Raw genomic sequence first — 17,733 nt, 5'->3', positions numbered from 1 at the left:
ATGGCTACTCGGGTTCTGTTAATGACGCAATGGTTTGACCCTGAACCTACCTTCAAGGGCCTGGTTTTTGCTCGAGAGTTGGTGGCTCAGGGTTTTGAGGTCGAGGTGGTCACCGGATTTCCTAATTATCCAGGAGGGAAGGTCTATGCCGGCTACAAAATCAAGCCGTTGCAGCGTGAAGTTATTGATGGCGTTCAGATAACGCGCGTTCCCCTTTACCCGAGTCATGGGCAAAGTGGCGTAGGTCGGGTACTTAACTACATCAGTTTTGCAGCCAGTCTTCTTTTTTACAGTCTTTTCCGCGCAAAAAAGCCGGATGTGATATACGCCTATCATCCTCCGTTAACGGTCGGTATCGCCGCGGCTCTAGTTCGTTTCTTCCGGCGTGTTCCGGTGGTTTATGACATTCAGGACATGTGGCCAGACACACTCAGAGCGACAGGGATGTTCTCCAACGAGAAGATTCTTAAGGTGGTATCTCGAGTTTGCGATTGGGTATACGGCAGCGTAAATCAAATTGTTGTGCTGTCGCCGGGTTTTAAGCGTTTGTTGGTTGAGCGCGGCGTGCCTTCGCAAAAAATCGACGTAATCTTTAACTGGTGCGCTGAGGATATGATGCGGGCGTCTTCCAGTCTTCCACCACCCAATTTTCCAGACTCTTCGAAATTCAGAATTCTGTTTGCTGGGAATATGGGCAAAGCGCAGTCGCTGGACACTGTCATCACAGCGGCTCAGTTACTTCAAGAGCAAGCTAATCAGGTGGCGTTCGTTTTTCTCGGTGGGGGAGTGGAAGTTTCCCGGCTGGAGGCCCTCGCAAAAAGCAAAGGGCTCGATAATGTCGTCTTCCTCCCGGGTGTTCCTATGCAGGAAGTTGGAGTTTATCTGTCCAGCGCCGACGCCTTGCTCGTCCACTTGAAAAAGGACCCATTGTTTTCCATCACCATTCCGTCGAAAACCCAAGCCTACATGGCAGCAGGCAAACCGATTGTGATGGCCGTAGATGGCGACGCCGCTGATCTGGTGCGCGATGCCGGATGTGGTGTTGCCAGTGAGTCTGACAATCCCCAAGCGCTGGCCGATGCCGTGCTTTCGTTGCTACGGATGACTGTCGAAGAGCGTGAGCAAATGGCAGAGAATGGCCGAGTGTTTTATCAGAAGGAGCTTTCGTTGCGCGTCGGTGTCGAGCGTTTCGGTGAGCACTTCAAACGGTTGGCGAAGTGATTCTCCGCGCTAGTTTATCCCAACGAAAAAATCAGCTTGTTGCAAGGACCTCCGATGTCTAAACGCTTATTCGATATTGTGGCTGCCGCGATGGGATTGATCGTGTTGTCTCCCGTAATAGCTGTAGTTGCATACTTGATTCGCAAGCGATTGGGATCGCCGGTCCTGTTTCGTCAAGTCCGGCCAGGTCTCGATGGTAAACCGTTTGAGATGGTCAAGTTCCGGACAATGCGAGATGCGGTGGATGCCGACGGTAAACCGTTACCTGATTCTGAGCGCATGACGGATTTTGGCCGGTTTCTGCGCTCCAGCAGTCTGGATGAGTTGCCCGAGCTCTGGAATGTAATCAAGGGAGAGATGAGCCTGGTCGGGCCGCGACCTTTGTTGATGGAGTACTTGCCTCTTTACGATGCAGAGCAACTACGTCGACATGAAGTGCGGCCGGGTGTAACCGGTTGGGCTCAAATAAACGGTCGTAATGCTTTGTCTTGGGATGAGAAGTTCAAACTTGATGTTTGGTATGTGAACCATCAATCCTTCTGGCTTGATCTAAAGATCATTCTACTTACCATCAAGAAGGTATTGATCAAGGACGGTATCAGCGCTGAAGGTGAAGTGACGATGTCGAAATTCACCGGTTCGAAAAAATGAAGAGGCTGGCAATCATTGGGGCAAGTGGCCACGGTAAAGTCGTCGCGGACACTGCCGAATGTTGTGGTTGGCAGGTCATTGAATTTTTTGACGACGCTTGGCCCCAAGTGTCGTCCATCGGCGGCTGGCCTGTTATAGGGAAAACTGACGACTTGCTCGGCCGGGTGGCTGAGTATGAGGGAGTTTTGGTGGCCATCGGCAATAACAGTGTCCGCCAAAACAAACTGCAACAGTTGAAAAGTGCAGGCGCTCATCTACCCGTTCTTGTCCATCCTTCAGCAGTGATAAGCCGCTACGCCAATATCGGACCGGGGACTGTGGTTTTCGCGTCCGCCGTGGTCAACGCATATGCCGTGATAGGTGAAGGCGCTATCCTGAACACGGGTTGCAGTGTCGATCACGACTGCGTTCTGGGAAGTTGCGTGCACATAAGCCCGGGCGCCCGATTGGCAGGCACCGTGAGCGTAGGCGACGGGAGCTGGATTGGTATCGGGGCATGCGTCAGACAGATGATCACTATTGGTGCTAACGTGGTGATCGGTGCTGGCGCAGCAGTGGTCTGCAATATCTCTGATAACATGAGTGCTACTGGAGTGCCCGCTCGAGCGGTTGTCCGATTTTGAGCGTCTGGCAGACGGCCACTCTTGGCTGTTCGATTGTCAAATAATTATGGATGGCAGGTAAAAACCGTGTTGAATACCCCCTTTTCTCCGTGGCCTTCGTTCACTGCAGAAGAAGCTGACGCTGTTCGCGACGTAATCCTTTCCAATAAAGTCAATTATTGGACCGGGCAGGAATGCCGTGAATTTGAGAAGGAATTTTCCGCGTGGGCCGGTACCGAGTACTCCGTGGCCCTTGCCAATGGCACTGTGGCACTTGATCTTGCTTTGCAAGCTTTGGGAATCGGTCCTGGAGATGAAGTCATTGTCACGCCCCGCACGTTCCTTGCTTCAGTATCCAGTGTCGTCAATGCCGGTGCGATACCGGTCTTTGCCGAGGTCGACCGCGACACACAAAACATTACGGCTGAAACAATCCAGGCAGTACTCACCCCCCGTACCCGGGGCGTAATCTGCGTGCATCTGGCCGGGTGGCCATGTGATATGGATCCAATCATGGATCTTGCCGCTCTTCATGATCTCAAGGTAATCGAAGACTGTGCCCAGGCACATGGTGCGAAGTACAAGGGACGTCCCGTGGGCTCCATTGGTCATATCGGCGCCTGGTCGTTTTGTCAGGACAAGATCATGACCACCGGAGGCGAGGGCGGGATGGTCACGACGAATGACCGAAGCCTCTGGTTAAAAATGTGGTCGTTCAAGGATCATGGCAAAAGCTGGGAGGCCATCTACGAGCGCGAGCATCAACCGGGTTTCCGTTGGTTGCATGAAAGCTTTGGTACGAACTGGCGGATGCTGGAAGTGCAAGGTGTCATTGGTCGGATTCAGCTTCGGCGCATGGCCGAGTGGCGTGCCAGCCGAATCAATTATGCAGAACGTATTTGGTCGCATGCTCGCGAGCTTAAAGGCTTGCGCGTTCCAGTGGTTCCCGAAAGCTGCGCTCACGCTGCTTATAAATGTTATGTGTTCGTAGATCCGCAGCAGTTGAAGGCAGACTGGAGCCGTGACCGTATTCTGTCCGAGATTTCCGCACTTGGCGTTCCATGTTTTTCGGGTTCTTGCTCTGAGGTTTACCTCGAAAAAGCATTCGACGATACGGGCTGGCGTCCAGAGGTGCGACTGCCTGTCGCGAAAGAGCTGGGTGAGACGAGTTTGATGTTCCTGGTACATCCGACGCTGACTGAGACTGAAATCGAAAAGACCTGCGAAGTGATTCGAAGGGTCATGCAACAAGCCGTCAAACCCTAGGCCGATTACGGCCCTGTGATATGGGAGGCCGGGGCTTCATGCTGGCTTGGGAGAAGCGGTAACAGTGCGATAAACCGCTTCATCTCCTGAGTCTCGATTCTGACCTCTCCCTATCTCGTAAATCCAGCCGAAAATATCGGGCCAGATGACAGTTACGCGCGAGAGGTCACTGAAGGGCCTTGAGTTATAGTCCGTATTTTTGGGATATCTCGTCGATGGCGTTATGGTTGTCGTTACCGGTTATAGCAAGCGTTTCGTTGGTGCTCACGGGTGCCTTGCGTCGTTATGCGCTGGCTCGGAGCCTGATGGATATTCCCAACGGTCGTAGTTCGCATTCCATGCCTACGCCTCGCGCTGGTGGTTTGGCAATTGCGTTCAGTTTTCTCATGGCGCTACCGGTTTTCGGCTTTCTTGGAGTCCTCGACTGGAACTTTGTTTTTGCGTTACTGGGGGCTGGGGCTGGAATTTCGCTGCTAGGTTGGTTGGATGACTATAGTCACGTCCCCGTGCGGTGGCGGTTACTAGGCCATTTCGCGGGTGCCGCCTGGGCCTTGTTTTGGCTCGGTGGTCTACCCTTGCTGAATGTATTTGATATCTCGTTGGATCTCGGTTGGCTCGGGCATATTTTGGCCGCAATCTACCTCGTGTGGATGCTGAATTTGTACAACTTCATGGATGGCATAGATGGTATCGCGGGTGTTGAGGCGGTGACTGTCTGCCTTTGTGCATGTCTGCTTTACTGGGTAAGCGGGTTTCAGAGCCTGATGTGGGTTCCGGCGATGCTGGCCATGGCAACTGCCGGATTCCTGATCTGGAACTTTCCCCCCGCGCGCATTTTCATGGGGGATGCCGGAAGCGGATTTCTAGGCATGGTGTTTGGTGTGATCTCGATCCAGGCGGCTTGGGTTTCGCAGCAGCTGTTCTGGGCCTGGTTAATATTGTTGGGCGTTTTCATCGTTGATGCGACCTTCACTCTGTTCCGCCGCCTGATTCGTGGCGATAAGGTCTATGAAGCTCATCGCAGCCATGCATATCAATTTGCTGCGCGTAGAGTCAACAAGCATCTGCCGGTCACTCTCGCGGTGGGAGCAATCAATATTGCATGGTTGTTACCCATTGCCCTTTGCGTTGCCTTTTTCGACTTGGACGGGGCGCTTGGCCTGCTCATTGCTTACACCCCTCTTCTAGTTCTCGCTGTAAAATTCCATGCGGGTGAAATCGAAGAAAAACAGACAATCAGCAGCTGATTCAGGTTTTTTAAAGTGACGAGTGCGTCAGGAGACGTACACTCGTTACATACGGTCAATAGGGGAGCGGTTCGAGGTGTACGACGGAGTTATGGATAAGTTACGCACATTTTTGCTAGGCCTCCCACGCCGCCAGAAACGACTCATTCAGGTTTCGGCAGATGTCCTTTTAGTATGGGCAGCATTGTGGCTGGCGTTTTTGGTACGCCTCGGCATTGATGATATGGTCAATCCACTTATTGCACATACGTGGCTGTTTCTGAGTGCGCCAATAGTCGCCATCCCTTTGTTTATTCGCTTCGGCATGTACCGTGCGGTGATGCGTTATTTCGGGAATGATGCGCTGATCGCAATTATCAAGGCAGTCAGCTTGTCGTCTTTGATTCTTGGCGTAATCGTCTACTGGTACAGCAACCATCAGAATATCGTCCCTCGCTCCATCATTTTTAACTACTGGTGGTTGAGTCTGATAATGGTCGGTGGGTTGCGTCTGGCCATGCGTCAATATTTTCTGGGTGACTGGTTTGCCGCTGCACAGCATGTGCCCTTCACGAATCGGGACGACGGCCTGCCTAGAGTCGCCATTTTTGGTGCTGGCGCTGCTGGGAACCAGCTTGTTGCAGCGTTGCGTATGGGCCGAATCATGCGCCCGGTAGCCTTTATTGACGACGATAAAAGCATTGCTGACCGTGTCATTTCCGGACTCCAGGTTTACAAGCCCAAGCACATCCAGCAGATGATCGATGAAACCGGCGCGCAAGAAATTCTATTGGCAATTCCTTCTGCAACACGCGGCCGTCGCCGCGAAATTCTCGGTTTCCTTGAAGGTTTCCCGCTTCACGTTCGAAGCGTCCCGGGTTTCATGGACCTGGCCAGTGGTAGGGTCAAAGTCGACGACATTCAGGAAGTAGACATCGCTGATCTTTTGGGCCGTGATGCTGTTCCGGCTCAGGAAGACTTGCTTGAGCATTGCATCAAGGGCCAGTCGGTTCTGGTGACGGGGGCCGGAGGGTCCATTGGGTCCGAGTTGTGCCGTCAGATTCTGTCTCTGCATCCGACCACGCTTTTGCTCTTTGAGCACAGTGAGTTCAATCTTTACAGCATCTTGTCCGAACTTGAGCAGCGGATCGCCCGAGAATCCCTGTCGATTCGACTTTTGCCGATTCTTGGCTCTGTACGTAATCAGGATAAGTTGCTGGATGTGATGAAAACCTGGCGTGTGGATACGGTTTATCACGCGGCAGCTTACAAGCACGTGCCGATGGTCGAACACAACATCGCCGAAGGTGTGCTTAATAATGTAATCGGTACGCTTAATACCGCCCAAGCAGCGCTGAAGGCGGGTGTAGACAACTTTGTATTGATCTCCACAGACAAGGCGGTGCGTCCTACCAACGTTATGGGTAGCACTAAACGCCTCGCCGAGTTGACGCTGCAGGCGCTAAGTCAAGAACTCGCCCCGGTGTTGTTTGGCGACAAGACCAATGTTTCCCGGGTCAACAAGACGCGATTTACCATGGTGCGTTTCGGTAATGTCCTGGGGTCCTCCGGCTCGGTCATTCCGTTATTTCACAAACAGATCAAATCTGGTGGTCCGCTGACCGTTACCCATCCAAAAATCACTCGTTATTTCATGACTATTCCTGAGGCTGCCCAGCTTGTAATCCAGGCTGGGTCAATGGGGCTGGGTGGTGATGTGTTCGTGCTGGACATGGGGGAACCGGTAAAAATTGTCGAGCTGGCCGAAAAGATGATTCATCTCTCCGGCTTGAGTGTACGGTCGGAAAAGAACGTTCATGGCGACATCTCCATCGAGTTTACCGGTCTGCGTCCTGGTGAAAAGCTCTATGAAGAGTTGCTGATCGGTGACAATGTAGCCGCCACTCAGCATCCGATGATCATGAGCGCTAATGAAGATCATCTGGCTTGGGATGTACTCAAGGTCAAGCTGACGGAATTGCTCAACGCTGTGGAGCAGGATGACTACGCGCGCGTCCGCCAACTCCTGCGCGACACCGTCAGCGGCTACACCCCCGACGGAGAAATCGTTGACTGGATCTACCAACAACGACGCCTCGAACCCTAATTGTTTCACATCCCGTAACAGACACACTTTTGACAGCTCCACTACATCGCCTAAGTTTGGGGAGCAGCTTCGGAAAAGCTGCTTTCTCAATCGATGTCATGGAGCTTCAATTATGCGTACTGGCTATTTCTACTCTCTGGTTTTTGCCCTGCTCACCAGCGCCTCTATTGCAGCTATTGCTGCGCCAACGGTCACTTCAGATTCTACCACCCCTTCTCTCGTGCGGGACGTGGTCCAGCCGATGCAAACTGGCAAGGTCGATCTGAACAGTGCCGATGCGACGACCTTGCAACGTGAACTTGCTGGAGTGGGTGAAGCGAAAGCAAAAGCGATTGTTGCTTATCGGGACAGTAATGGTCCGTTTGCATCTCTGGATGAGTTACTGGAAGTAAAGGGAATCGGAAAAGCGATTCTGGAGAGAAATCGCGAGAAACTTGAAGTCAATTAAGCGCGCGGATGTGCGTTAATGGCCGGTCGTTGACCGGCCTTCTAACAGTAGGAAAGTGTTGAGCCGAGGGCTGCATCGCTGCAGCCTGCAGGTGTTCATCAAATAAAGCTGGGTACTCGCGGGAGTTATCGAAGTTTATACCGTGACGTTAATGCGGTTTGCCTGAAACGATGGAAAAAGTCGTCGAAGCAAAGCTACCGCAATACCAAGCGCCAACCCAAACAATATCCCGGCTCCAACGATTTTTGTTTTCTTTGGATAAACAGCTGACTGTGGTTCCAACGCTGCTTTATCAATATGCACGAGCTCAAATTGATCGAAACTGATATTCAGATTTTTTAATCGAGTGAGGTCTGCACGAATATCTCCGATACCGTCCAAAAACAATTCGGCGTTTTCACGCTCCATCAAGGCTCCAACCTTGCGGTTAACGGCGAGAAGGCTGAGCTCCTTCTGAATTTCATCAATGCGCGGTTCAGTGAAATCATCCGAGCGACGGGAAACCAAAGTGGAACGCTCCGCTTCCAAAGCCGACTGTCCCATAAAGTACAGCGGGATCTGCTGATTGGTTACTTCCGTGCGTATCATGTTTCCTTCGCGTGTTTGCCCCATATCAGCTAAAGACGAAGGCGTAGTAGGTTTGACAATGCCAAGTTGTTTCGCAATCACTATGGCTTCATCGAGCTCTTTAATCCGGTTTTGTCTGCGGCTTTGCAGTTGTTGACGCAGGGCTTTGAGTTCATCTTGAAGCGTCTGCTTTTTAATATTATCTTTTTCCAAGAGGCCCGCGATACTGGAGCTTGTAGTTGCTGCATAAGCTGATTTTTTAGAATCAAGATTTTGTTCTATTTTTTCGATTCTATTAGAAACCAAAGTTTTAACGTTTGATTTGATTTTTTCTTTTTCGCTGTTGACTACAAACGCGGTGAAGTCTTTCACGATACCTACACCATCGACACCTTTTGGATATTTAAGTGTGAGGTTAATTGTAGAAGATAGGCTTGCGCTCTTTTTTGGATCAGTTTGTGTCAGCGTGAATGCTCTGCCGTTAAACGATTCGAATGATTGTTCAATAGATTCTCCCGGGGCTTGCAATGGCGTCAAATACTGCGGATAAGCTTTGAAGAAGCTTAGCCGAACATCGTAAGATTCCATTAAAGAGCCAATTCGGTGTAATGCGGCTTCCGGAAGAATTTTATAAACGCCAGATTCATTTAGTTCGTCAAGGTCTGTATTGCTGACCGGTCTAATCGATGTGTTTACTTCGTATTCCGGAGTGGCAAGCGTCACATAGGTAATGGCAGCAACAAATCCGAGTCCAGAAAAAAGCAGGACAATGGCTCGTTGTTTCCATACACTTTTCAGAATTTCCCCTATATCTATTTCAGTTTGTTCAGGGCCACGCGGTATTGTTGCTGGAGTGTTCATAGTGCGCTCAAGAATAAAAGACAATACCTCCAAGAATGCTTGGAGATTATGTCTGAATTGGTTTGGAAATTAACACTCTGTTACGTTTTCTATTTTTACGCATCGGCCGATAAACAGCAAGGGTGGGACGGTCCCAAAACCCTTGGAATAGATGCATCAGCTGGAAATTTTTTTGGCTCTCCGCGCCGGGTTGCGGACCCAGTAAAATTTATTTTTCTCGCGCAATATTGCCCCCTAAGGAACATTTTGTTTCCGAACCTCGTTCACACATCGACTAACCTTATCTCTGTCGTTCTGTGAAGCTTTTATTACCAGAACTCACCTTGATTGACTGTTTTACTGGCTCCACTGCATAAGGTGGATGAGCTGTACTTCCGCTCGGATTCCATGAGGCAGCCATTTGTCAGGATGGAAAATTATGGTTGTCATATTTACTTTAAATTATGCCTATAATGTCCGAAATCCACACTGGAGCGCTGTAGGCCAAGCGCTCAACATCCTTCGCGCATCAATCCAAGGAGCACAGTCATGAATTCCACCCAGACCCAAGGAACCGCCCTCGTCACCGGTGCCTCCTCCGGAATCGGCGCCATCTACGCTGAGCGCTTGGCGGCGCGTGGTTTTGATTTGTTGCTGGTCGCTCGCGACGAGGAACGGTTGCAGGCGGCGGCGAGCAAGTTGCGCGCCGAACATGGTGTGCAGGTCGAAGTACTCAAGGCAGACCTCACACAAAAAGACGATGTTCTGAAGATTGAACAGCGTCTGCGTAGCGATTCAAGTATCAGCCTGCTGCTAAACAACGCCGGTGTCGCGGCCGATGGTCTGTTGGCGAATTCCGACATGGACCAGATGGAAAAACTAATTCAACTAAACGTCACCACCGTCACACGCCTGGCATCGGCAGCGGCTGCCAGCTTCGCCAAAGCAGGCCGGGGTTCGATCATCAATATCGCCTCGGTTGTGGCCTTGTTTCCTGAGCGATTCAATGCGACTTACAGCGCAAGCAAGGCTTATGTGTTAAGCCTGACGCAGTCGTTGAACGCAGAACTGGACGGTACTGGAGTCAAGGTCCAGGCGGTGTTGCCAGGCGTAACACGCACCGAAATTTGGGAACGCTCCGGTATCGACGCTTCCCAGATTCCCGCAGAAATGGTGATGGAAGCAGGTGAAATGGTCGATGCGGCGCTGTCCGGCCTAAATCAGGGGGAGCTGATCACCATTCCATCGTTGCCGAACGCCTCCGACTGGGACGACTTTGTAAAGGCTCGCCTGGTCATGGCGCCGAATCTTTCCAAAAGTACGGCCGCCGCACGTTACAAGTGAGGCGTCTTCAATCGGCTTGAGGTAATTGCGGTATGAGTGATCGTCGAGTGGTTGTAACGGGCATGGGCCTGGTGTCTCCGCTGGGTAGCGGTGTTGAGGCGGTCTGGGAGCGTCTGTTGGCCGGGCGCTCCGGGTTGCGTAATTTGCCTGACGAAGTGGTCGCCGATCTGCCGGCCAAGGTCGGTGGCGCAGTGCTCAGCGTGGCGGAAGATCCCGAGGCGGGGTTTGACCCGGATCGGGCGACGCCGCCCAAAGAGCAGAAGAAGATGGACCGCTTCATTATGTTTGCCATGGAGGCCGCGCGCCAGGCGCTGGAGCAGGCCGGTTGGCAAGCGCTGGACGCCAAGACCCAGGAACGCACCGCGACGATTATCGGCTCGGGCGTGGGTGGCTTCGGTGCGATTGCCGATGCAGTTCGGACCACGGACACCCGCGGCCCGCGACGTTTGTCGCCATTCACCATTCCTTCGTTTCTGGTCAACCTCGCGGCCGGTCATGTGTCGATCAAGCATGGTTTCAAAGGCCCGTTGGGTGCTCCGGTGACGGCGTGCGCGGCTGGGGTCCAAGCGATTGGCGACGCCGCACGGCTGATTCGTTGTGGTGAGGCGGATATCGCCGTGTGCGGTGGCGCGGAGGCTGCGATCGATCGGGTCAGTCTGGCCGGGTTTGCGGCGGCGCGCGCCTTGTCCAGCGGTTACAACGAAACCCCAGAGCGCGCCTCACGGCCGTTCGACAGTGGCCGTGATGGCTTCGTGATGGGCGAGGGGGCGGGTCTTCTGGTGATCGAATCGCTGGAGCATGCCCTTGCCCGTGGCGCTCAACCCTTGGCCGAGCTGGTCGGATATGGCACCAGTGCCGATGCCTATCACCTGACTGCCGGCCCCGAAGATGGCGGCGGTGCGCGCCGGGCGATGTCGCTGGCATTGGCCCAGGCAGGCATCTCTGCAGCGCAGGTGCAGCATCTCAATGCTCACGCGACTTCGACCCCGGTCGGGGATCTGGGCGAGTTGGCCGCCATCAAGTCATTGTTCGGTTCAGACAACAAGATCGCAGTGACGTCGACCAAGTCCGCCACCGGGCATTTGCTGGGTGCGGCGGGCGGGATCGAGGCGATCTTCACGCTGTTGGCAATCCGCGATCAGGTGGTGCCACCTACGCTCAATTTCGAAAACCCGGATCCGGCGGCGCAAGGTGTAGACATCGTCCACGGTCAGGCGCGGCCGATGGCGATCGAGTACGCACTGTCCAACGGCTTCGGGTTTGGCGGGGTCAATGCCAGCGTGCTGTTCAAGCGCTGGCAGGATTAGTCCTGGGGCTGTTTGAGAAATTCGCGTGTCACGTCGAGGATCCGCTGGGCCAATTCTGGGTTCTCGACACTGCGCGATAGCAGCAACGCCCCGACCAGGGCGGACATAATGAAGATGCTGCGGTCGGCGGCATCTTCGCCTTCAAGCGTGCCTTGCACTTGTTCAAGCCTTGCATTGAGCACCCCATCAGAGGTCGGACTGGGCTGCCCACGCAGGCCCAATTCCGATGACATGGTCGGCAGCGGGCAACCCTCATCCGGTGAAGTCTGGTGCCATTCGGACAGATAGGTATCGATGAACGTTTCCAATGGGCGATCCTGAGAGAAGAGCTCGGCGCAGGTGGCGTCGCACTGCTCGGCTGCGGCTTGCAGGGCCTTTTCTACCAGTTCGTCCTTGGACTTGAAATGCGAGTAGAAACCGCCGTGGGTCAAGCCCAATGCTTTCATCAGGGGTTGCAAGCCGGTCGCGCCGATACCGTCGCGGCGAAATCGCGCTGAGGCTTCCTTGATGATGCGTTGATGTGTCTGGGCTTTATGGTCCTGCGAGTAACGCATCTGGAATCTCCGCAACAATGCGCCATCTTAACCAATGAAAATGGGATGGTGACTGTACTTCTACTTCTAAAAAGCATGCAGATGCGTCCATTGTCGTCCTGCCGCGCCGAATGAACTGGCACGAATAGTGATTACTTGTCAGTTGACGATTGTTGAACAATCACGAGGCGATGAGCATGAACAGTGGACTGTCCCTGGCCGACCACATCACGTTGGAGATACGCGCCGACATCATTGGCGGTCGCCTATTGCCTGGCATGGCGTTGGTGGAAAACGATCTGGTGTCTGCCTACAACGCCTCTCGCAACACCATTCGCGAAGCGTTGCACCGGCTGGGGCAGGATGGTCTGACGCGTTACGTGCGCAACAAGGGCGTGATGGTACGCCGGCTGGGCGTGGATGATGTGCGGGATCTGTTCAAGGTTCGGCGCACCCTGGAGTTGCAGGCCATCAACGTCAGCCAGCCACTTCGCGATGACCAGTCCGAGCGGATGCTCGAGGGGCTGGAGGCCACCGAGTTGGCCCGGGAGCGCGAGGACTGGCGCGCCGTCGGCACCCACAGCCTGGCGTTTCATCAACACATCGTTGGGTTGCTGCGCAGCCCATTGTTCGATGAGTTTTTCACCAACGTTGTTGCACAACTGCGTCTGGCGTTCTGCACCGCTCCCGATGAATCACGGTTTCAGGCGCCTTGGCTGGCTCGCGACCGTCAAATTCATGATCTGCTGGCCGAGGGCGACAAAACCGCGGCCGAGGACGCCATGAGCCTTTATCTGGACGATTCCGAACACCTCCTGTTGCAGACGCTTGCACCGATTTCCCGTCACTGATCGAGGATTCTTGCCATGTACAAAGACTATCCGGCGGCCTATCAAGTCAGCAAAGGCTCGGCCTTGCAGGTGGACAAAGCCTTCTACGAACGGATCCGCGACACGAAGGAGGGGCGGACGCTGATCGAGCAATTCGAAGTGCCGATCCGCACCGGTCGGGCCTGGAACGTGCCGGCCGGGCACGTGTTCCGCGTCACTACACCGGTCGGCCCGCAAGTCGGCGACTTCAACGTCTGGAATGCCAACGACCCCCGCGAGCGGCTATGGGCGGCGCGGACCCGGCAGCTGCAGGGCGCGCATGTCAGCACCCACGACCGGCTCTGGTCGAACCTGCCTTTTTTGCGGCCGTTGGTGACCATCACCGACGATAGCCTGGCCGGGTACGGCATCGACGAACATGGCGGTCGTTTGCACGATTTGCTCGGCACTCGCTGCGATCCTTATGTGAACAAAATGCTCACCGGTGAGGACTTCCATCATCACTGCCACTCGAACCTGACGCGCGCCGTGTTGCCCCATGGCCTGACCGAATTTGACGTGCACGACGTGCTGAACATTTTCCAGTGCACGGGCCTGAACCATGACGACATGTACTTCATGAAAGCGTGTCCGGCGCAGAAGGGCGATTACCTGGAGTTCTTTGCCGAGATCGATTTGCTGTGTGCGCTGTCGACCTGTCCGGGCGGTGATCTGTCGCTGGCCATGTGGGGGCCGGATGCGCAGGACCCGCTGAGCGTTTGTCGTCCGCTGGGGGTGGAAATTTATCAGTTGGAGGATTCGTTGCTCAAGGGCTGGAGCCAGCCGGAACGTGCAGCGTACAAAGGGCTGCATGGCTTGCACATCGCCAAGGCGGATTGGGAAAAGTAGAAACGCCAAACCCTGTCATTCATTAAGAATGACAGGGTTTATTTTTCAGCGGTCCTGCGCATCCTTGGCGTCCGCTTCCGCGTTGCGTTCAGCGACGCGTTTACGTTGCTCTTCGGTGAGGTCGACCTTGTTGGCGGTGTCACGCAGCATCATCAAACCACCAACGATCGAGCCGATTGCAACGACCAGAATCAACCAGGCATACCAGGGCATAGGGCTCTCCTTGAGGGCAGGCCGATTGACGGGTTTCGCCAATCGATCGTGCATACCACTTTGAGCGATTTCGTTTCGCAGTGGTTCCATTCTATGCCTGATCTGTCGGTAACGCCTGAGGCCATTTAGAGTCCGGTCAACATCGCATCCGCCGGCGCATCCGCGCGCAACTGCGCCGTGAGCATGAAGTACACGAAGCCCACCGCCATGAAGCCGAGGAAGATCAACCCGATCAACGTGTTGAACCAGACCATCGCCACCAGGCACACCACGGCCAATACCAGCGCAATCAACGGCACCAATGGGTAGCACGGCGCGCGGAAGGTGCGCTCCAGGTTCGGTTCTGTTTTACGCAGCTTGAACAGGCTGAGCATGCTCATGATGTACATCACGATCGCGCCGAACACCGCCATGGTGATCATCGCCGCGGTCAGCGTCATGCCGCCGAGGTTGATCAACCCGTCGCTGTAGATCGCTGCGATGCCAATGACACCGCCGGCAATGATGGCCCGGTGCGGGGTCTGGAAACGCGAGAGTTTGGCCAGTGATGCCGGCAGGTAACCGGCGCGGGCGAGGGCGAAAAACTGCCGCGAGTACCCGAGGATGATCCCGTGGAAACTCGCCACCAGACCGAACAGGCCGATCCAAACCAGCATGTGCAACCAGCCCGAACTTTCGCCGACCACGGTTTTCATGGCTTGTGGCAGTGGGTCGTTGATGTTCGAGAGGGTGCGCCAGTCGCCGACGCCGCCGGCAAAGAACATCACGCCCATGGCCAGCAATACCAGGGTCAGAATGCCGCTGATGTAAGCCTTCGGGATCGTACGTTTCGGGTCCTTGGCTTCCTCGGCCGCCATCGCTGCGCCCTCGATGGCGAGAAAGAACCAGATGGCAAACGGGATCGCCGCGAACATCCCGGCAATCGCCGGCGCCCCAAACACATCGGAACCGGCCCAGCCATTGAGCGCGAAGTTACTGAAGCTGAACGCTGGGGCGACCACGCCCATGAACACCAGCAGTTCCGCTACGGCCAATACGCAGACAATCAATTCAAAGGTTGCGGCCAGTTTCACCCCGAGTATGTTCAGGCCCATGAACACGATGTAAGCCCCGACTGCTGCGTGTTTCGGGTCGAGGGCGGGGAATTGCACATTCAGATAAGCGCCGATTGCCAACGCAATCGCCGGCGGGGCGAAGACGAATTCGATCAGCGTCGCCAGCCCGGCGATCAATCCGCCTTTCTCGCCAAAGGCGCGGCGGCTGTAGGCAAAGGGGCCGCCGGCATGGGGAATCGCCGTCGTCAGCTCGGTGAAACTGAAGATAAAGCAGGTGTACATCGTGGCAACCATGAACGAGGTCACCAGAAAACCGAGTGTGCCGGCCACGCCCCAGCCGTAACTCCAGCCGAAATACTCACCGGAAATCACCAGCCCGACCGCAATGCCCCACAAGTGCAACGTGCCCAGCGTGGGTTTGAGTTGTGTGTTCATGCGTTTGCTCCCTGAACGGTTTGGACAGCTTCGGGGGGAGGGCGTTTGCAGTGGGCGTGCCAGTGTTGTGATGGCAGTCGTAAAGCGTAAAAAGGCGTCGTTGCGGGGATGTTCGGTGGTGGATGGGCACTTTTTGTGCGCCAGTTCGGAGCGTTGTTGCCTGTGATGCCGCCTTCGCGGGCAAGCCTCGCTCCTACAGGAATCGTGGCGCTTGTGACCTTGTAGGAGCGAGGCTTGCCCGCGAAGGGGCCCGCCCGGACATCGCTGTAACGCCGGCATAAACCCACTCTTTACGCTTTCTTTATGCCCAGCCAACCCCCTCGATCTCGCTCCTTTACAGCCTCCCTGCCGACAATCACTCCACACGCGGCAATACGCCGTAACACGGAGAACTTCCATGAGCGTTCTGGACGGGGTGTCACTGCTACTCGCAGTGGGGCTGTTCATTTATCTGTTGGTTGCGCTGTTGCGCGCGGACCGGAACTAGGAGCGGCTATGCACAGTTATGACTATTGGCTGATCCTGGCCTTCTTCGCCGTGGTGCTGATCCCGGCACCGTTTCTCGGGCGGTTCTACTACAAGGTAATGGAAGGTCAGCGCACTTGGCTGACCCCGATCCTGGGACCTGTGGAGCGTGGCTGTTATCGGGTGGCTGGCGTTGATCCGCAGGCCGAACAGAGCTGGCAGAAATACACCCTGGCCTTACTCGCCTTCAACCTTGCGGGTTTCTTGCTGTTGTTCGTGATCCTGTTGTTCCAGGACCACTTGCCTCTGAACCCGCAAAATCTGCCGGGGCAGGAGTGGACGCTGGCGTTCAACACCGCCATCAGTTTCATGACCAACACCAACTGGCAGGCCTACAGCGGTGAAGCATCCCTGAGCTACCTGAGTCAGATGGTCGGCCTCACCGTGCAAAACTTCGTCAGCGCCGCCACCGGCCTGGCGGTATTGGTTGCGCTTTGTCGCGGTATCGGTCGCAAATCGACCAAGACCCTCGGCAACTTCTGGGTCGACATGACCCGCGCCACCCTCTACGGCCTGTTGCCGCTGTGCCTGCTGCTGGCGCTGTATCTGGTCTGGCAGGGCGTGCCGCAAACCTTCGCGCAATACGTGAATGCCGTGACCCTGCAAGGCGTCGATCAGGTGATTCCACTGGGCCCGGCCGCCAGCCAGATTGCGATCAAACAACTGGGCACCAATGGTGGTGGGTTCTTCGGCGTCAACTCGGCGCACCCGTTCGAGAACCCGACGGCGTGGAGCAACCTGTTCGAGATGACCTCGATCATCCTGATCCCGGTCGCCCTGGTCTTCACCTTCGGCCACTACGTGAAGGACCTGCGTCAGAGCCGCGCGATCATCGCCTGCATGCTGGCGCTGTTCCTGATCGGTGGCGCGACCTCGTTGTGGGCCGAATACCAACCCAACCCGACCCTGAACAACGTTGCCGTCGAACAGACCGCGCCGCTGGAAGGCAAGGAAGCGCGGTTCGGCACCACCGCCACCGTGCTGTGGTCGGTGACCACCACGGCGGCGTCCAACGGTTCGGTCAACGGCATGCACGACAGCCTCAATCCGCTGAGCGGCATGGTCGCGCTGGTCAACATGATGGTCGGCGAAGTGATCTTCGGCGGCGTCGGCGCCGGGCTCTACGGCATGTTGCTCAACGTGCTGATCGCGGTGTTCCTCGCCGGCCTGATGATCGGCCGCACACCGGAATACCTCGGCAAGAAACTGCAGGCGAAGGAAGTGCAACTGCTGGTAGTGACCTTGCTGGTGATGCCGGTCGGCGTGTTGGTGCTTGGTGCGATTGCCGCGAGCCTGCCTGGTCCGGTTGCTGCGGTGAGTAACCCCGGTGCCCACGGTTTCAGTCAGTTGCTCTACGCCTACACCTCGGCCAGTGCCAACAACGGTTCGGCGTTCGGCGGCTTCGGTGCCAACACCGCGTTCCACAACCTGATGCTCGGTCTTGGCATGTTGATCGGTCGATTCGGTTACATCCTCCCGGTACTGGCGTTGGCCGGCAGCCTGGCGATGAAGAAAACCGCGCCGATCGGCCAGAACAGCTTCCCGACCCACGGCCCGCTGTTCGTGACTTTGCTGACCGTGACCATTTTGCTGGTGGGTGGTTTGACCTTCCTGCCAACGCTGGCACTGGGTCCGATTGCTGAACACCTGAGCATGGGATTCTGAGGACTACATG

17 protein-coding genes are annotated in these 17,733 nt (G+C 55.3%); 13 read left to right on the top strand and 4 right to left on the bottom strand.

Translation table 11 applies throughout. The annotated features are described in order from the left end of the window. The 7 genes from ACYZT6_RS18515 (at position 1) to ACYZT6_RS18485 (ending at position 7,521) form a co-directional block, all read left to right on the top strand. A complete protein-coding gene (locus ACYZT6_RS18515) occupies positions 1 to 1,221 on the top strand; it encodes a glycosyltransferase family 4 protein (protein ID WP_462028125.1) in 1,221 nt (406 codons plus the stop codon). 54 nt (positions 1,222 to 1,275) lie between these two features. Beyond that, the gene (locus ACYZT6_RS18510) at positions 1,276 to 1,872 is read left to right on the top strand and encodes a sugar transferase (protein ID WP_462028124.1); all 597 of its coding nucleotides are present in this window, start codon (positions 1,276 to 1,278) and stop codon (positions 1,870 to 1,872) included. After that, positions 1,869 to 2,495, top strand: a complete 627-nt coding sequence (locus ACYZT6_RS18505) for an acetyltransferase (protein ID WP_462028123.1) — start codon at positions 1,869 to 1,871, stop codon at positions 2,493 to 2,495. The genes ACYZT6_RS18510 and ACYZT6_RS18505 overlap by 4 nt, the downstream gene beginning before the upstream one ends. Positions 2,496 to 2,561: 66 nt before the next feature. Further along, positions 2,562 to 3,740, top strand: coding sequence for a DegT/DnrJ/EryC1/StrS family aminotransferase (locus ACYZT6_RS18500; protein WP_462028122.1), 1,179 nt, complete (start codon positions 2,562 to 2,564; stop codon positions 3,738 to 3,740). A 215-nt stretch (positions 3,741 to 3,955) separates the two neighbouring features. Further along, positions 3,956 to 4,987: an MraY family glycosyltransferase gene (locus ACYZT6_RS18495; RefSeq protein WP_462028121.1), complete on the top strand. Its 1,032-nt coding sequence runs from the start codon at positions 3,956 to 3,958 to the stop codon at positions 4,985 to 4,987. Positions 4,988 to 5,078: 91 nt separating this feature from the next. After that, positions 5,079 to 7,073, top strand: a complete 1,995-nt coding sequence (locus ACYZT6_RS18490) for a polysaccharide biosynthesis protein (protein WP_462028120.1) — start codon at positions 5,079 to 5,081, stop codon at positions 7,071 to 7,073. A 112-nt stretch (positions 7,074 to 7,185) separates the two neighbouring features. Next, on the top strand, positions 7,186 to 7,521 hold the full coding sequence (locus ACYZT6_RS18485; protein ID WP_462028119.1) for a ComEA family DNA-binding protein: 336 nt from the start codon (positions 7,186 to 7,188) through the stop codon (positions 7,519 to 7,521). 135 nt (positions 7,522 to 7,656) lie between these two features. Here ACYZT6_RS18485 and ACYZT6_RS18480 read toward each other — a convergent pair whose 3' ends face one another. Further along, positions 7,657 to 8,949 carry a Wzz/FepE/Etk N-terminal domain-containing protein gene (locus ACYZT6_RS18480; protein WP_462028118.1) on the bottom strand — a complete coding sequence of 431 codons (1,293 nt, stop codon included), beginning with the start codon at positions 8,947 to 8,949 and terminating at the stop codon, positions 7,657 to 7,659. A gap of 528 nt (positions 8,950 to 9,477) precedes the next feature. Here ACYZT6_RS18480 and ACYZT6_RS18475 point away from each other — a divergent pair. Continuing rightward, a complete protein-coding gene (locus tag ACYZT6_RS18475; RefSeq protein WP_462028117.1) occupies positions 9,478 to 10,272 on the top strand; it encodes an SDR family NAD(P)-dependent oxidoreductase in 795 nt (264 codons plus the stop codon). 32 nt (positions 10,273 to 10,304) lie between these two features. Beyond that, on the top strand, positions 10,305 to 11,579 hold the full coding sequence (fabF, locus tag ACYZT6_RS18470) for a beta-ketoacyl-ACP synthase II (protein ID WP_462028116.1): 1,275 nt from the start codon (positions 10,305 to 10,307) through the stop codon (positions 11,577 to 11,579). Here the strand turns inward: fabF and ACYZT6_RS18465 are convergent. Next, positions 11,576 to 12,133, bottom strand: a complete 558-nt coding sequence (locus tag ACYZT6_RS18465; RefSeq protein WP_462028115.1) for a TetR/AcrR family transcriptional regulator — start codon at positions 12,131 to 12,133, stop codon at positions 11,576 to 11,578. The two genes, fabF and ACYZT6_RS18465, sit on opposite strands and share 4 nt — an antisense overlap. Positions 12,134 to 12,309: 176 nt before the next feature. On the opposite strand from ACYZT6_RS18465, the gene ACYZT6_RS18460 reads away from it, so the two are divergent. Continuing rightward, positions 12,310 to 12,963 carry a GntR family transcriptional regulator gene (locus ACYZT6_RS18460; protein ID WP_462028114.1) on the top strand — a complete coding sequence of 218 codons (654 nt, stop codon included), beginning with the start codon at positions 12,310 to 12,312 and terminating at the stop codon, positions 12,961 to 12,963. Positions 12,964 to 12,978: 15 nt separating this feature from the next. Next, positions 12,979 to 13,830 (top strand): urea carboxylase-associated family protein, encoded by an 852-nt coding sequence (locus ACYZT6_RS18455; RefSeq protein ID WP_462028113.1) that lies wholly within the window; start codon positions 12,979 to 12,981, stop codon positions 13,828 to 13,830. A gap of 45 nt (positions 13,831 to 13,875) precedes the next feature. Here ACYZT6_RS18455 and ACYZT6_RS18450 read toward each other — a convergent pair whose 3' ends face one another. Continuing rightward, positions 13,876 to 14,043, bottom strand: a complete 168-nt coding sequence (locus tag ACYZT6_RS18450) for a DUF2897 family protein (protein WP_094468421.1) — start codon at positions 14,041 to 14,043, stop codon at positions 13,876 to 13,878. 125 nt (positions 14,044 to 14,168) lie between these two features. Further along, positions 14,169 to 15,533, bottom strand: a complete 1,365-nt coding sequence (gene eat, locus ACYZT6_RS18445) for an ethanolamine permease (protein WP_462028112.1) — start codon at positions 15,531 to 15,533, stop codon at positions 14,169 to 14,171. A gap of 397 nt (positions 15,534 to 15,930) precedes the next feature. Here eat and kdpF point away from each other — a divergent pair, with 397 nt between their 5' ends. Next, positions 15,931 to 16,020, top strand: coding sequence for a K(+)-transporting ATPase subunit F (gene kdpF, locus ACYZT6_RS18440; RefSeq protein WP_007899818.1), 90 nt, complete (start codon positions 15,931 to 15,933; stop codon positions 16,018 to 16,020). A gap of 8 nt (positions 16,021 to 16,028) precedes the next feature. Beyond that, positions 16,029 to 17,723, top strand: a complete 1,695-nt coding sequence (gene kdpA, locus ACYZT6_RS18435) for a potassium-transporting ATPase subunit KdpA (protein ID WP_462028111.1) — start codon at positions 16,029 to 16,031, stop codon at positions 17,721 to 17,723. Positions 17,724 to 17,733 lie beyond the last annotated feature (10 nt).

The sequence above is a fragment of the Pseudomonas sp. RT6P73 genome (assembly GCF_054897715.1).
Note: the sequence above shows the minus strand (reverse complement) of the source record. Positions and strands in the feature narration are given on the sequence as shown.